Origin of the sequence: Streptomyces sp. NPDC014864, from assembly GCF_043081525.1 — a bacterium.
Lineage (GTDB): Bacteria > Actinomycetota > Actinomycetes > Streptomycetales > Streptomycetaceae > Streptomyces.
On record NZ_JBIBWT010000005.1, the window covers coordinates 244292 to 259152 of the forward strand.

Annotated in this window: 10 protein-coding genes; all 10 read left to right on the plus strand. The window is 72.6% G+C overall.

Annotated features, from left to right (window positions below):
• The first annotated feature begins 414 nt into the window (after window positions 1-414).
• The 10 genes from ACF1A5_RS11620 to ACF1A5_RS11665 all read left to right on the plus strand — a co-directional run bounded on the left by ACF1A5_RS11620 (window position 415) and on the right by ACF1A5_RS11665 (window position 14809).
• Complete coding sequence (locus ACF1A5_RS11620; RefSeq protein ID WP_392192642.1) at window positions 415-2025, plus strand: hypothetical protein; 1611 nt, start codon at window positions 415-417, stop codon at window positions 2023-2025.
• Between the two features lie 92 nt (window positions 2026-2117).
• Window positions 2118-2681 (plus strand): hypothetical protein, encoded by a 564-nt coding sequence (locus ACF1A5_RS11625; protein WP_392192643.1) that lies wholly within the window; start codon window positions 2118-2120, stop codon window positions 2679-2681.
• Window positions 2682-2924: 243 nt separating this feature from the next.
• Window positions 2925-5801: a CDP-glycerol glycerophosphotransferase family protein gene (locus tag ACF1A5_RS11630; RefSeq protein ID WP_392192644.1), complete on the plus strand. Its 2877-nt coding sequence runs from the start codon at window positions 2925-2927 to the stop codon at window positions 5799-5801.
• Window positions 5798-6931 carry a glycosyltransferase gene (locus tag ACF1A5_RS11635; RefSeq protein WP_392192645.1) on the plus strand — a complete coding sequence of 378 codons (1134 nt, stop codon included), beginning with the start codon at window positions 5798-5800 and terminating at the stop codon, window positions 6929-6931. Before ACF1A5_RS11630 ends, ACF1A5_RS11635 begins: the two co-directional genes overlap by 4 nt.
• Before the next feature lie 118 nt (window positions 6932-7049).
• On the plus strand, window positions 7050-7883 hold the full coding sequence (locus ACF1A5_RS11640; RefSeq protein WP_392192646.1) for a M55 family metallopeptidase: 834 nt from the start codon (window positions 7050-7052) through the stop codon (window positions 7881-7883).
• A complete protein-coding gene (locus tag ACF1A5_RS11645) occupies window positions 7876-9180 on the plus strand; it encodes a M20/M25/M40 family metallo-hydrolase (RefSeq protein WP_392192647.1) in 1305 nt (434 codons plus the stop codon). The genes ACF1A5_RS11640 and ACF1A5_RS11645 overlap by 8 nt, the downstream gene beginning before the upstream one ends.
• Before the next feature lie 18 nt (window positions 9181-9198).
• The gene (locus ACF1A5_RS11650) at window positions 9199-11241 is read left to right on the plus strand and encodes an LpqB family beta-propeller domain-containing protein (RefSeq protein WP_392192648.1); all 2043 of its coding nucleotides are present in this window, start codon (window positions 9199-9201) and stop codon (window positions 11239-11241) included.
• Between the two features lie 107 nt (window positions 11242-11348).
• Complete coding sequence (locus ACF1A5_RS11655) at window positions 11349-12272, plus strand: LD-carboxypeptidase (RefSeq protein WP_392192649.1); 924 nt, start codon at window positions 11349-11351, stop codon at window positions 12270-12272.
• Between the two features lie 163 nt (window positions 12273-12435).
• Window positions 12436-14217 (plus strand): CocE/NonD family hydrolase, encoded by a 1782-nt coding sequence (locus ACF1A5_RS11660; RefSeq protein WP_392192650.1) that lies wholly within the window; start codon window positions 12436-12438, stop codon window positions 14215-14217.
• Window positions 14218-14263: 46 nt separating this feature from the next.
• On the plus strand, window positions 14264-14809 hold the full coding sequence (locus tag ACF1A5_RS11665) for a GNAT family N-acetyltransferase (RefSeq protein ID WP_392192651.1): 546 nt from the start codon (window positions 14264-14266) through the stop codon (window positions 14807-14809).
• The last annotated feature ends 52 nt before the right edge of the window (window positions 14810-14861 follow it).

Consider the following 14861-nt stretch of genomic DNA (forward strand, 5'->3'; position numbering starts at 1 on the left):
CGTCCCCGCTCCGACCTGCGGAAAGAACGGTTCACCGGGGGTCGGGCGGTGGTGCCTGGAAGGCCGTCAACGCCCTCTGTAAGAAGAAAGTAAGGCGCCTTTTCAAGTGATTGACCAGAACACGTCAATCCTGCTTTGCTTCGGACGTCTGACAAGGCATCACTTATCAAGCGTCTTTTCGGTCAAGGACCTCAGTTTCCCAGCGAATTGCGACACCCCGCGGATTCCCGGCCGCCCGGAATCCGCCGGGGTCGAGTGGTGCCACTGGGCCCTGCCGTCCTGTCCGGCGGTGCAGGGGCGTCGTGACCCGACGCCCCGAGCCGGGGCGCCTGGTGAGCTGCCGCGTCGGATTCCCCGCAGCCCACTTCCGCCGCCCCACGGCGGAGGTCTGTCCGCAGAAAGGTCTCACCCTCCATGGGTAATCCCCACGTCCGCGGCGCGGTCCGCGCGACCCTGACCGGTCTCGCGTCGCTGTCCCTGCTCACCGGTGTGGCACTCGCCTCCGTACCCCAGGCGGCAGCCGCCACCCAGGCCGCAGGCCCGTCCGTGAGATCCAACCCCTACAGCCCGGCCTACCAGCACCCCTACCGGCACGGCGCCCTCCCGACCATCCAGCGCAACGCCCGGATGAAGGCCTGGGCGGCCCAGCACCCGGCGACGACCGCGACCACGGCGACGACCGGACCGCAGACGCTGTCCTACGGCGGCGGCGTCGACGGCATCGGCGTGCAGAGCGGCCACTCCAAGGTCTACCTGGTCTTCTACGGCTCCCAGTGGGGCACGCAGGGCACCAACTCCAGCGGCGACTCCACGTTCTCCGGCGACCCGGACGGCGCGGCCCCGGTGGCCCAGGAGATGTTCAAGGACATCGGCACCGGAAGCGAGCGATGGTCCGCCGACCTCACCCAGTGGTGCGACGGCCCGAACGTCGCGACCGGCGCCACCAGCTGCCCGTCCAACGCCAGCTTCATCCCGTACCAGAGCGGCGGCGTCCTCTCCGGCGTCTGGTACGACAACTCGACCAGCTCGCCGAGTGCCGCGACCGGGCACCAGCTGGGCGCGGAGGCGGTGAAGGCGGCCGGCCACTTCGGCAACACCACCGCCGCGTCCAACCGCGACGCGTACTACGTCATCCTCTCCCCGCACAACACCAATCCGGACAACTACCAGGGCAGCTACTGCGCCTGGCACGACTGGAACGGTGACGCCACGCTGACCGGCGGCGCCGTGGCCTCCTCCTACGGCGACATCGCGTTCAGCAACCAGCCGTACAACATGGACTCCGGCGCCGGCTGCGGCGTGGGCTTCGTCAACTCGCCCGGTACGTTGGACGGGTGGACGATGACCCTCGGCCACGAGTGGCAGGAGATGATGTCGGACCAGAACCCGGCGGGCGGCTGGACCAACCACACCGGCAGCTCCTACGACGGCCAGGAGAACGCCGACGAATGCGCCTGGATCTCCCCGGGCAGCACGGGCGGCGCGGCCAACGTCACCATGGGGACCGGCACCTTCGCGGAGCAGGCGAACTGGTCCAACGACACCAACAACTGCGCCATGACGCACGCGATCGTCGGCGGCAGCAGCGGCGGCACCTTCACCAACGGCACCTTCGAGACCGGCAGCCTGTCCGGCTGGACCACCAGCGGCAGCACCTCCGCCACCACCTCGGCGGCGCACAGCGGCAGCTACGGCGCCCTGGTGGGCTCCACCAGCCCGACCAGCACCTCCTCCCTCACCCAGAGCTTCACGGCCGCGTCCGGCACCAGCAAGATCTCCTTCTGGTACGACGTCACCTGCCCGGACACGGTGACCTACGACTGGGCCACGGCCACCCTCAAGGACACCACGTCCGGCACCACCACGACGCTGCTCGGCAGGACCTGCACCTCGGGTGCGGGCTGGAAGCAGGTCAACGGCACGGTGACCGCGGGTCACAACTACACCCTGACGCTCACCAACGTGGACGACGGCTACGCGGGTGACGCGACGTACACCTACTACGACGACGTGACCGTCTCCTGACGTCTCACGTCTCACCGTGGGGGGCGGGCCGACGGCCCGCCCCCCACTGCCGTCTGTCCGCCCTTCGGGTGGGGGACATCACAGGGAGTGCCATGTCTCGTTCGCGTACCCACCACCGCCCGCACCGGCGAGCGCCGCGCGCGGCGCTCGCCGCCCTCGTGACGCTCGCCCTGGCAGGGACCCTGGGCGGGTGTTCCTCCGGTTCCCGGGGGGCTCCGCCCGCGCCGTCGTCGTCGGGCCGCCCCGCTCCGTCCGCGCCCTCCTCCGCATCATCCGTGCCGGCCGCGTCACCCTCCGCGTCACCCTCGGCGTCCGCCGCGCCGTCCCCCGGTCCGGTCGTCCTCGGCGAGCGGGCCCGGGGCACCACGGTCCATGTGGTCATCGGCACACTCGTCGAGGTACGCCTGCGCGGGGGCTACTGGTCGGCCCCGGAAGGCTCGGACCCCCGGGTACTCGCCCCCACCGGCGGCGGAGCCGGCCCCACCCCCGCCCCGACCTGCCCGCCCGGGCGCAGCTGCGGCGCCTCCTCCGCCCGGTTCACCGCGGTGCGGACCGGTACCGTGCGGGTGACCGCCCGGCGCACCTCGTGCGGAGAGGCGATGCGCTGCCCGCCGGGCCAGGACCGCTTCGAGGTCACCGTGGTGGTCACCCGCTAGCGTGGACGCAGAGCCCGGTGCGCGGTCGGCCCAACCGCCGCCCCGGGTGCCCGAGTTCGCCCTGGCGTGCCGGGCCCGGGGCGTCACGGCGCGTGCCCGCACGGCTGGTTCTGCGTGTCAGGAGGACGGCGTATTGTCGCATTGACGTAGTTTGGAGGGGGTGCGGGCGTCCGTGATCCCTACACCCTGTAGGGTTGCGTCCACCCTGCCGCACACCGAACGGAACAGAGACGAGAGGTGGCCGTGTCGACCGTCGCGCCCGATCCGGACGTCAGTGTTGTCGTCATCGTCTACAACGACGAAGAGCGACTTCCGACGGCCGTAGGTTCCGTCCTCGAGCAAACACTGCGCAATGTCGAGGTGATCATCGCCGACGACTGCTCGACGGACGGCTCCCACGAGGTCGCGCAGGCGCTCGCCGCGGCCCACCCCGACCGGGTCCGCGCGATCCGGCTCCCGGAGAACAGCGGGGGCTGCGGGGAGCCGCGCAACCAGGGCGTCAAGGTCGCCCGGGGCCGCTACGTCATGTTCCTGGACAGCGACGACACCCTGGAACCGAACGCGTGCCGCAACATGGTCGAGGCGGGCGACCGCACCGGCGCCGAGCTGATCTCGGGCCTGTGTGTCCGGGTTCACACCGACAGCCGCCACGACAAGCGCGTGGCCTGGTACCCCTGGCTGTACCGCGGCACCCGTACCGTGGACTCGGTCAGCGAGTTGCCGGACCTGTTCGTCTTCGACACCCTGTCGACCAACAAGTGCTACCGGCGCGACTTCCTCCTCGACAACGACCTCGCCTTCCCGCGCGGCATCCACTACGAGGACCTGCTCTTCTCGGCCCAGGCCTACCTCGCCGCCCGGCGGATCACCCTGATCCCCAACACGGTCTACTACTGGAACGTCGTCGAGAAGACGGCCGTGAAGTCGATCAGCAACCGGCGCCGTGAGATCAACAACTTCGCGGACCGGGTGGAGATCCACCGCCGGATCGACGCGATCCTGGAGCGCAAGGGCCTCGACGGGCTCAAGCTGTGGAAGGACATCAAGTTCCTCAAGCACGACCTCGTGCTCTACCTGCGGGAACTGCCCTTCCTCGACGACGAGTACCGCCACCGCTTCGCCGAGCTGGCCCGCGGCTACGTCCAGGACTTCCCGGACGCGGCGTACGACGAGCTCGACCGGGTCCACGCGATCTGCGCCCAGCTGCTGCTGCGCGAGGACTGGACCGACCTCATGCCGGCGATCGACACACTGATCAACCGGCACAAGATCTCCGCGCCGCTCACCGAGCGGGACGGCCGCGTGTACTGGACCGACCGCTATCTCGACGACCCGGAGATGCGCGCCGTCCTCGACGTCACCGCCCTCGGCTACCACGCCAAGCGGCTGGACCAGATGGCCCTGCGCAACCGGCTCACCGAGTACTCGGCGAGCGGCGACACCGTCGTCCTCGCCGGGGAGATCGTCAACCCGCTGCACACCGTCGCCGCGGACGCGAAGCTCACAGCCGAGCTCGAGTTCCGCGCCCGCCGCCGCAGCCTGCAGACCTTCCGCTTCCCCGTGCCGGCGCCGCGCCACCAGGGCGACACCATCGCCTGGCGGGCCGAGGTGCCGCTGGCCCGGCGGCTGCGGCCGCTGGGCATCGTCGACGACGTCTGGGACGTCCGGCTGCACCTCACGGCGGACGGCCGGCGCACCACGAGCCGGCTCACCGTCGGCACCGTCGACCTGGAGCACGCCGAGGCGGTGCCCGTGCGCCCGCGGCTCACCCGGCTGATGGCCGACCGGCTCGAGGTGCAGGTGTCGGCCAAGGGGCACCTGGCCTTCCGGCTCACCCAGCACGGCCAGGCCGCCCGCGTCGGGCGCGCCGCCGTGGAGCGCAACCTGCACGGCCGCCCCGCGCGCGCCGCCAAGGGGGCCTACCGCAAGCTGCGCGCCGTCCGCAAGGACCTGAACTCCGGCGACCGCAAGCTCCAGGTCTACGAGCGCATGCTGCGCAGACTGCCGGTCCGCAAGGGCACGGTCGTCTTCGAGAGCCACCTCGGCAAGCAGTACAGCGACAGCCCCCGGGCCGTCTACGAGGAGCTGCGTCGCCGCGGCGTGCCGATCACCCCGATCTGGTCCTACGCGGGCGAACGCCCCGAAGGCTTCCCCGAGGACGCCGAGCTGGTGCGCCGGTGGTCCTGGCGCTACCTCAGGGCGCTCGCCCAGGCCGAGTTCTGGATCGACAACCAGGGCTTCCCGCTGCGGCTGACCAAGCGCCCGGAGACCACCTACATCCAGACCTGGCACGGCTCGGCCCTGAAGCGGATGGGCTTCCACGAGCCCACCCACCGGATGATGTCCGAGCCGGAGCAGCGCGCCTACCAGCAGGCGCTGGACCGCTTCGACCACTTCGTGGTCCGCAGCGAGCACGACGTGCGCACCCTCGCCCGCGCCTACCGCATCCCCGAGGAGAAGCTGCTGCGCACCGGCTACCCGCGCAACGACGCCCTGGTGCGGGCCCGCGAGGGCGCCGCGCCCGGCCCCGAGGCGCAGCGCCTCGCCGAACGCCTCGGTCTGGACCCCGCCCGCCGGGTGCTGCTGTACGCGCCCACGTTCCGCGCGAACTCCGACGGCCGGGTGCGCGGCTTCACGTTCGGCTTCGACGTCGAGCGTTTCGCCGCCCGCTTCGGCGAGGAGTACACCCTCCTCGTACGGGCGCACTACCTGAACCGGCTCACCCTGCCTCCGTCGGTGGCGGGCCGCGTCATCGACGTGAGCACCGAACCGGACATCACCCCGCTGCTGCTGCTCGCCGACGGCCTCATCACGGACTACTCCTCGGTGATGTTCGACTACGCGCTGCTGCAACGCCCGCTGGTGTTCTACGCCTACGACTGGGAGGAGTACGCCGAGGACACCCGCGGCACGTACTTCGACCTGCTGGCCGAGGCGCCCGGCCCGGTGCCGCGCACAGAGGACGAACTCTTCGCCGCCATCGGCGACCTGAACGCCGTACAGGCCAAGTACGAGGCGCGGCTGAAGGAGTTCGTGGACAAGTACGGCGAGTACGACCGCGGCGACGCGGCGGCTCGGATCGTGGACCGTTTCTTCGGACCCGCTGGAGAGGCCCGATGACCGAGCGTGACATCTTCTTCGTGGCCAACGAGGTCAACGAGCTCGGCGGCGTGGGCCGCTGGCAGGCACAGCTGGCCAAGCTGCTGGCCGGACGCGGCCACCGGGTCACGATCGCCGGCATCGCCCCGGCCAACCACCCCATGGACCTCGGCGAGGACCCGCCGTTCCGCACGGTGACCCTGTACGCCCGGCGCCCGCCCGGCCGCCCCCGGTCGCGCCGTCTGCTCGGCGCCGTGGACCCGGCCGTGCGCCGTCACGACGCGCACATGCGGGCCGCCGCCGACCGGCTCACGGCGCTGTTCCGCGCCGCCCGTCCCGGCGCGATGATCATCGTCACCCAGGTGTGGGCGATGGAGTGGGTGGCGCTCGCGGACACCACCGGGCACCGGATCATCGGCATGACCCACGAGTCCTTCGAGACGGCCCGCAAGTCGTCCCGTTTCGCGCGGGTGAAGAAGTACTACAAAGACGCCGACCGGCTGCTCGCCCTCACCCAGGAGGACGCCGACCGCTGGGTGGGCGAGGGCATGAACAACGTCGGCTTCATGCCGAACCCGCTGCCGATCGTGCCCGACGCGCCGTCACCGCGCACCGAGAAGGTGGTGGCGAGCATCGGCCGCCTCTCCCACGAGAAGGGCGTCGACCTGCTCCTCGACGCGTGGGCCGAGGCCGCTCCCAAGCAGCCCGGCTGGACCCTGCGCCTGTACGGCAGGGGAGAGGCCGAGGCGCAGCTGCGGCAGCAGTGCGCCGAGCTCGGCCTCGACGACTCGGTGGACTTCGCCGGGCAGACCGACGACGTGCCCGGCGCGCTGCGTGCCTCCTCCGTGTTCGTGCAGTCCTCCCGGGGCGAGGGCTTCCCGCTGGTCCTGCTGGAGGCGATGGCCTGCGGCGTGCCGTGCGTGGCGTTCGACTGCGCGCCCGGCGTGCGCGAGATCGTCGGCCACGACCGGGACGGCCTGCTGGCCCGCCCCGGCAACACCACCGAACTCGCCCGTCACCTCGTGCGGTTGATGTCCGACGAGGCCCTGCGCGACGCCATGGGTGACGAGGCCCTGCGCAGCGTCCAGCGCTTCGACCCGGACGCCATCACCCGCCGCTGGGAGGAGCTCTTCGACTTCCTGGACCGCTGACCTCGTACGGCGCGCGCCCCGGCACCTCGGTGACCGGGGCGCCGCTGCTGGTCTGGACCGGTGAGAGTTTTCCACAGGTCCGGGCGGGATTCCGGCGCACCGCGTAGCGTGAGGCGTCATGAAGATCCTGATCAGTGCCGACATGGAGGGTGCGACCGGCGTGACCTGGCCGGCCGACGTGCTGCCGGGGACGCCCCAGTGGGAGCGGTGCCGAGCGATGTTCACCTCGGACGTCGACGCCGCCGTGCTGGGCTTCTTCGACGGCGGTGCCGACGAGGTGCTGATCAACGAGGCCCACTCGACCATGCGCAACCTGCTCCTGGAGCGGCTGGACGAACGGGCGCGGATGCTCACCGGGCGGCACAAGACGCTGTCCATGGTGGAGGGCGTGCAGCACGGCGACGTGGACGGCATCGCGTTCGTCGGCTACCACGCGGGCGCCGGCACGGAGGGCGTGCTCGCCCACACGTACCTCGCGAACTCCATCACCGGCGTGTGGCTGGACGACGTACGGGCCAGCGAGGGCCTGCTGAACGCCCGGGTGGTCGCCGAGTACGGCGTCCCCGTCGTCCTGGTCACCGGCGACGACGTGGCCTGCGAGGACGCGCTCGGCTACGCGCCCGGGGCGCTGAAGGTGGCCGTCAAGGACCATGTGTCGCGGTACGCGGCCGTGTGCCGCACACCGGCCCGCACCGCCGCCGACATCCGCGCGGCGGCCAAGGAGGCGGCGGCGCTGGCGGTCCGGCACGAGCCGGCCGTCGGCGGCCCGCACACCGTCGCGCTGGAGTTCGACGCCGAGCACCTGGCGATGGCCGCCACGGTCGTCCCCGGAGTGGACCAAATCGGGGAGCGCAAGGTGGCGTACACCAGCGCCACCATGTACGAGGCGATCCGCGCCTTCAAGGCGGTCACCACGATCGTCTCGGCCGCGGTGGAGGAGCAGTATGGCTGACGAGCAGGCACTGGACGAGGTCGTGCGGTTCACCTCGGACCTGATCCGCGTCGACACCACCAACCGCGGCGGCGGGGACTGCCGGGAGCGCCCGGCCGCCGAGTACGCCGCCGAGCGGCTGGCCGGGGCCGGCCTCGAAGCGACGCTCCTGGAGCGCACTCCGGGCCGGACCAACGTGGTCGCCCGCGTGGAGGGCACCGACCCGTCCGCGGACGCGCTGCTCGTCCACGGCCACCTGGACGTGGTGCCCGCGCAGGCCGGGGACTGGAGCGTGCACCCGTTCTCCGGGGAGGTCCGCGACGGCGTCGTGTGGGGCCGGGGCGCGGTCGACATGAAGAACATGGACGCGATGATCCTCGCCGTGGTCCGCTCCTGGGCCCGGCTCGGCGTCCGGCCCCGGCGCGACGTGGTGATCGCCTTCACCGCCGACGAGGAGGCCAGCGCCGAGGACGGCGCGGGGTTCCTGGCCGACCGGCACGCCGGGCTGTTCGACGGCTGCACCGAGGGCATCGGCGAGTCGGGCGCGTTCACCTTCCACGACGGCGCCGGGCGGCAGCTCTACCCGATCGCGGCCGGCGAGCGCGGCACGGCGTGGCTGCGGCTCACCGCGCGCGGCCGGGCCGGCCACGGCTCCCGCGTCAACCGGGAGAACGCGGTGACGCGGCTCGCCGCCGCGGTCGCCCGGATCGGCGCCCACGAGTGGCCGCTGCGGCTCACCCCGACGGTCCGCGCGGCCCTCACCGAACTCGCCGCCCTGTACGGCGTCGAGACCGACCTGCGGGACGTCGACGTGCTGCTGGAGAAGCTGGGCCCGGCCGCCGACCTGGTCGGGGCCACCGTCCGCAACAGCGCCAACCCCACCATGTTCGAGGCGGGTTACAAGGTCAACGTCATCCCGGGCGAGGCCGTGGCCCACGTCGACGGACGGTATCTGCCCGGCGGCGAGGAGGAGTTCCGCGCCACCCTCGACCGGCTGACCGGCCCGGACGTGGCCTGGGAGTTCGAGCACCGCGAGGTGGCGCTCCAGGCGCCGGTGGACTCGCCGACGTTCGCGGCCATGCGCGCCGCCGTCCAGGCGTTCGCACCCGAGGGGCATGTGGTGCCGTACTGCATGGCGGGCGGCACGGACGCCAAGCAGTTCTCCCGCCTCGGCATCACCGGGTACGGATTCGCGCCGCTGAAGCTGCCCGAGGGCTTCGACTACCACAACCTGTTCCACGGGGTCGACGAGCGGGTGCCCGTGGAGGCGCTCCACTTCGGCGTCCGCGTCCTCGACCGCTTTCTGCGGACCGTCTGAAGCCGCGAGGAGGAGAGCGTGCAGACCCTGCCGTACGGTTCCTGGCCCTCGCCCGTCGACGCGGCCCTCACCGCCGCGCACGACGGCCGTCCGGAGTGGTTGGGCATGGTCGGCGACGAGGTGTGGTGGACCGAGCCGCGGCCCACCGAGGGCGGGCGCCGCACCCTGGTCCGCCGGCACACCGCAGGCGCCGAGGAGTCCGTGCTGCCCCCGCCGTGGAACGTGCGCAGCCGGGTCGTCGAGTACGGAGGCCGGCCGTGGGCCGGGCAGGTGCGGGACGGTGTGCCGCTGGTGGTGTTCGTGAACTTCGCCGACCAGCGGCTGTACCGCTGGCGGCCCGGCACCGCACCGCGTCCGCTCACCCCGCTGTCCGCCGTGGGCGGCGGACTGCGCTGGGCGGAACCGTGGTTCCGTCCGGAGCACGACGAGGTCTGGTGCGTGCTGGAGGAGTTCACCGGCGACCGGCCCACGGACGTACGACGGGTCCTGGCCGCGGTACCGCTGGACGGCTCGGCTGCCGAAGACCGGGCGGCGGTGCGCGAACTCACCGACGACCGGCACCGCTTCGTGACCGGACCCCGGCTCTCGCCCGACGGGCGGCGGGCGGTGTGGCTGGCCTGGGACCACCCGAGGATGCCGTGGGACGGCACCGAACTGGTCATGGCCGACGTGGGCGGCGAGGGAACGCTGGACCGGCCCCGCACCGTTGCCGGCGGCGCCGACGAATCCGTCTGCCAGGCCGAATGGGCGCCGGACGGGGCGCTGCTGTACTGCAGCGACCGCGGTGGCTGGTGGAACCTCTACCGCGACGACGAGCCGCTGTGCCCCCGCGAGGAGGAGTTCGGCGGCCCGCTCTGGAAGCTCGGCCAACGCTGGTTCGCCCCGCTGGACAACGGGCTGATCGCGGTGGTGCACGGTCGCGGCGCCGGCGCGCTCGGCACGCTCGACCCGGAGACCGGCGAGATCGTCGACGCGGACGGGCCCTGGAGCGAGTTCGAGCCGACGCTCGCGACGCGGGGCGGGCGGGTCTTCGCGGTGGGCGCCAGCCCTCGCAGCGCCTACGAGGTCGTGGAGCTGGACACCTCCCCGCGGGCCGTCCCGGACGGGCCCTGCGGCATCCCGGCCGGGGCGGCCCGGGTGATCGGCGCAGCCCACGACGACCCCGTCGACCCCACGTACTACCCCGAGCCGCAGATCCGCACCTTCACCGGGCCGGACGGGCGCGACATCCACGCCCACATCTATCCGCCGCACCATCCGGCGTGCGTGGCACCCGGCGGCGAGCTGCCGCCCTACGTCGTGTGGGCGCACGGCGGCCCCACCGGCAGGGCGCCGCTGGTGCTCGACCTGGAGATCGCCTACTTCACCTCCCGGGGCATCGGCGTCGCCGAGGTCGACTACGGCGGCTCGAGCGGGTACGGCCGGGAGTACCGCAACCGGCTGCGTGAGCAGTGGGGTGTCGTCGACGTGGAGGACTGCGCCGCCGTCGCGCTCGCCCTCGCCGAGGAGGGCACCGCCGACCGGGCCCGGCTGGCGATCCGGGGCGGCAGCGCGGGCGGCTGGACCACGGCCGCCTCGCTCACCGGCACCGACGTCTACGCCTGCGGCACGATCATCTACCCGGTCCTGGACCTCGCGACCTGGGGCGCGGAGGCGACCCACGACTTCGAGTCGCGGTATCTGGAGACCCTGGTCGGGCCGTACGCCGAGGTGCCCGGCCGGTACGCCGAGCGCTCGCCCGTCGAGCACGCCGACCGCATCACCGTGCCCTTCCTGCTGCTCCAGGGTCTGGACGACGTGATCTGCCCCCCGGCCCAGTGCGAGCGGTTCCTGGAACGGGTGGCGGCGGGCGGGCGCGTGCCGCACGCGTACATCGCCTTCGAGGGCGAGGGCCACGGTTTCCGCCGGGCCGAGACGATGGTGCGCGCGCTGGAGGCCGAACTGTCCCTCTACGCCCAGGTGCTCCGGCTGCGCCCGCCCGGCGTCCCCACGCTGGAGCTGACCCCGGGCCACGGCGCGGGAAGAGCGGCCGCGGGCAGCGCCGATACTGGAGGTCCCTGACGGCACCGGCGGTCCGTGTCACGACGGACCCGTTCGTGGAACGGCCGCCCGTCGGGCGGCCGGCCCCGCAGGCCTGCCCGAGAGAGAACGACCCTGGAGCCCGACCCGTGAAGCCGCTCGTCCGTCCGTCCCGACTCGCCCCCGGCGCCCGTGTGGCCGTCGTCGCGCCCAGCGGCCCCGTCCCCGAGGAGCGGCTGCAGGCCGGGCTCGACGTGCTGCGCGGCTGGGACCTGGACCCGGTGGTGGCACCCCACGTACTGGACCGCGACGGCACCTTCGCCTATCTGGCGGGCTCGGACGCCGATCGCGCCGCCGACCTGCAGAGCGCGTGGTGCGACCCGTCCGTGGACGCGGTGCTGTGCGCCCGCGGCGGATACGGGGCGCAGCGGACCGTCGACCTGCTCGACTGGGCGGCGATGCGCGCGGCGGGGCCGAAGGTGTTCGTCGGCTTCAGCGACATCACCGCGCTGCACGAGGCCTTCGCCACCCGCCTCGGGCTCGTCACGCTGCACGGACCGATGGCGGCGGGCATCGACTTCATCAAGAACGCGCGGGCCCAGGAGCACCTGCGGGCGACCCTGTTCGCGCCGGAGTCGGTCCGCACCCTCGTCTCCGACGGCGCGGCCCTGGTTCCGGGACGGGCCCGGGGCGTCACGCTCGGCGGCTGCCTGAGCCTGCTCGCCGCCGAGCTCGGCACCCCGCACGCCCGGCCCTCGGCAGGCGGGGGCCTGCTGTGCCTGGAGGACGTGGGCGAGGAGACGTACCGTCTCGACCGCTACCTCACCCAGCTGCTGCGCGCGGGCTGGCTGGACGGGGTGCGTGGGGTCCTGCTCGGGTCGTGGACGGGGTGCGAGGACGCCGCCCGGGTGCGCGCGCTGCTCGCCGACCGGCTCGGCGGCCTCGGCGTTCCCGTCGCCGAGGAGTTCGGCTTCGGCCACTGCGACGGCGCTTGGACCGTCCCCTTCGGAGTCGCCGCCGAACTCGACGCGGACCGGGGCACCCTGACGCTCGACCAGCCCGCGCTGCGCTGACCCCGCGGGTTCGGACGGCCGCGGTCCGGCAGACGGTCTTCACCGAACATCCGTCAAGAAACCCCAGGCGCACCGATTGACCCCGTACGACACCTGCCACAGCATGGCAGCCGGCTGCTACTTACCGGACGGTAAGTTGGCTTGTCCTCAGCGTGGAGGTCTCGTGTCCCGTCGTGTGCCCAGAAGCCGTGCCCCGCTCGCCCTCGCCCTCGGTGCCGCGCTCACCGCGCCCCTCGCGCTCACCGCGCCGGCGGCCGCCACCGCCCCGTACACCGTGACCCCGCTGAAGTTCACCGTCCGCGCCGGAGACCGCAGCTGCGTCGTGGACGCGGACCTCTACCGGCCCGCGGGCGTGGACCGCGCCCACCCCGCTCCGGCGGTGCTGGCCACCAACGGCTTCGGCGGCAGCAAGAGCGACGGCACGACGGACGCCATCGGCAAGGCCTTCGCCGGGCGTGGCTACGTCTCCCTGATCTACTCCGGACTCGGCTTCGGCAGGTCCGGCTGCCTCATCTCGCTCGACGAACCCGGCATCGACGGGCAGGCGGCCTCGAAGCTGATCGACTTCCTGGGGGGCGGGCGGGCCGCCGACGACGGGACCCGCGCCGATTTCGTCACCCTGGACGGCGCGGGCGACCCCCGCGTCGGCATGATCGGCGGTTCCTACGGCGGTGCCATCCAGATGGCGACGGCCGCGGTCGACCACCGGGTCGACGCGCTCGTACCACTGATCACCTGGAACGACCTGGCGTATTCGCTCGACCCGGACAACGCCGTCGGCAGCGGCGACGTGCCCGGCGTCTTCAAGTGGCAGTGGACCAACGGCTTCTATCTGATCGGCGAGGGCCAGCCGCTGCTCGAGCCGAACCCCGACCCGTCCCGCGTCAACTCGGTGGCCTGCCTGCACTTCGTGAGCAAGGCCTGCGAGACCGTCCGCACCCTGAACTCCGGCAGCTACCCGGCCGACCGCACCGCCGACATGCTCGCGTACGCACACAGCGTCTCGCCGGTGTCCTACCTCGGCGGTGTCAAGGCGCCCACCCTGCTCGTCCAGGGCCAGGCCGACAGCCTGTTCAACCTCAACGAGGCCACGGCGACGTACCGGGCGCTCCGGGCGCAGGGCACCACGGCCAAGATGATCTGGCAGTCCTGGGGGCACAGCGGCGGCATGACCGACCCGGCCCCGGGCGAGCTGAACCTGAGCCAGGGCAACCTGGAGACGAGCTATGTCGGCAACCGCGTCCTCGCCTGGTTCGACCGCTACCTGCGCAAGCACGCGAACACCGACACCGGGCCGCGGTTCGCCTACTACCGCGACTGGATCACCGACCCGGGGAACACCTACGCCACCGCGGACCGGCTGCCCGGGCTCAGCCGGAAGCTGTACCTCTCCGGGGACGGCAAGCTCGTCGACAACCGCGCCAAGGTGGCCCGCGGCAGCCGGACGTACGCCAACCAGCTGGTCCCCACCAGCCATTCGGAGAGCTCGCTCGCCGGAGTCGTCGGTGCGCCCGACCCCGCGCCCCACGACACGCCCGGCACCTACCTCGGCTGGACCAGCGCGCCGGTCGCGCACGACACCGACGTCGTCGGGGCGCCCCGCGCCACGCTCAGGGTCGTCGCGCCGACGGCCGAGCGGACGCAGCGCTCCCAGGACGCCGCCGACAAGCTCGTCCTGTTCGCCAAGCTGTACGACGTCGCGCCGGACGGCACCCAGACGCTCGTGCACCGGCTGGTCGCGCCGGTCCGCGTGCCCGACGTCACCCGCCGCTTCACGGTGACGCTGCCCGGGATCGTGCACCGCTACGAGCGGGGCCACCGGCTGCGGTTCGTGATCGCGGCGAGCGACGACGCGTACTTCGGCAACCGCGGGATCAAACGAGTCACGGTGGTCAGCGATCCCGGGGACACGGGGGTGCTGGAACTGCCCGTGGCCGGCCGCTGACCCGCCGGCCGGGAGCCCCGGCCCCCACTCGGCATAGGGTGGCGGTATGCCGCACACCGCTTCCCGCCACCTTGCCGAGGGCCCCCGCGTGGGCATACGGCCCATCACTCCGGAGGACGGCGCCGAGTTCGTCGCGCGGGTCCGGGAGAGCAAGGACCTGCACCACCCGTGGCTGTTCCCGCCCGACACCGCGAGAGCCTACGCGGCGTACGCGGGGCGGCTGATCGAGGACCCGGCGAAGGCCGGGTTCCTCGTCTGCGAGAAGGACGGCGGCGGCATCGCCGGGTTCGTCAACATCAACAACATCGTCGAGGGCGCCTTCCAGTCCGGCGCCCTGGGGTACGGAGCCTTCGCGCACGCCGCCGGGCGCGGACTGATGCGCGAAGGGCTCGACCTGGTCGTGGGCCACGCCTTCGGCCCGATGGGGCTGCACCGCCTGGAGATCAACGTCCAGCCGCGCAACACCGCCTCGATCGCCCTGGCCCGGGCGTGCGGTTTCCGCCTGGAGGGCTTCTCGCCCGACATGCTGTACATCGACGGCGCCTGGCGGGACCACGAGCGGTGGGCGATCACCGCCGAGATGCGGAGGTGAGCCCCGCACGGGCCTTTGCGCAATCCTGACCGGCAGCGCCCCTGGTCAGCTC

Bases quoted from the DNA above. Each gene is read 5' to 3' on its own strand.
- ACF1A5_RS11620 (WP_392192642.1), top strand. From the start codon at position 415: ATGGGTAATCCCCACGTCCGCGGCGCGGTCCGCGCGACCCTGACCGGT.
- ACF1A5_RS11625 (WP_392192643.1), top strand. From the start codon at position 2,118: ATGTCTCGTTCGCGTACCCACCACCGCCCGCACCGGCGAGCGCCGCGC.
- ACF1A5_RS11635 (WP_392192645.1), top strand. From the start codon at position 5,798: ATGACCGAGCGTGACATCTTCTTCGTGGCCAACGAGGTCAACGAGCTC.
- ACF1A5_RS11640 (WP_392192646.1), top strand. From the start codon at position 7,050: ATGAAGATCCTGATCAGTGCCGACATGGAGGGTGCGACCGGCGTGACC.
- ACF1A5_RS11645 (WP_392192647.1), top strand. From the start codon at position 7,876: ATGGCTGACGAGCAGGCACTGGACGAGGTCGTGCGGTTCACCTCGGAC.
- ACF1A5_RS11665 (WP_392192651.1), top strand. From the start codon at position 14,264: ATGCCGCACACCGCTTCCCGCCACCTTGCCGAGGGCCCCCGCGTGGGC.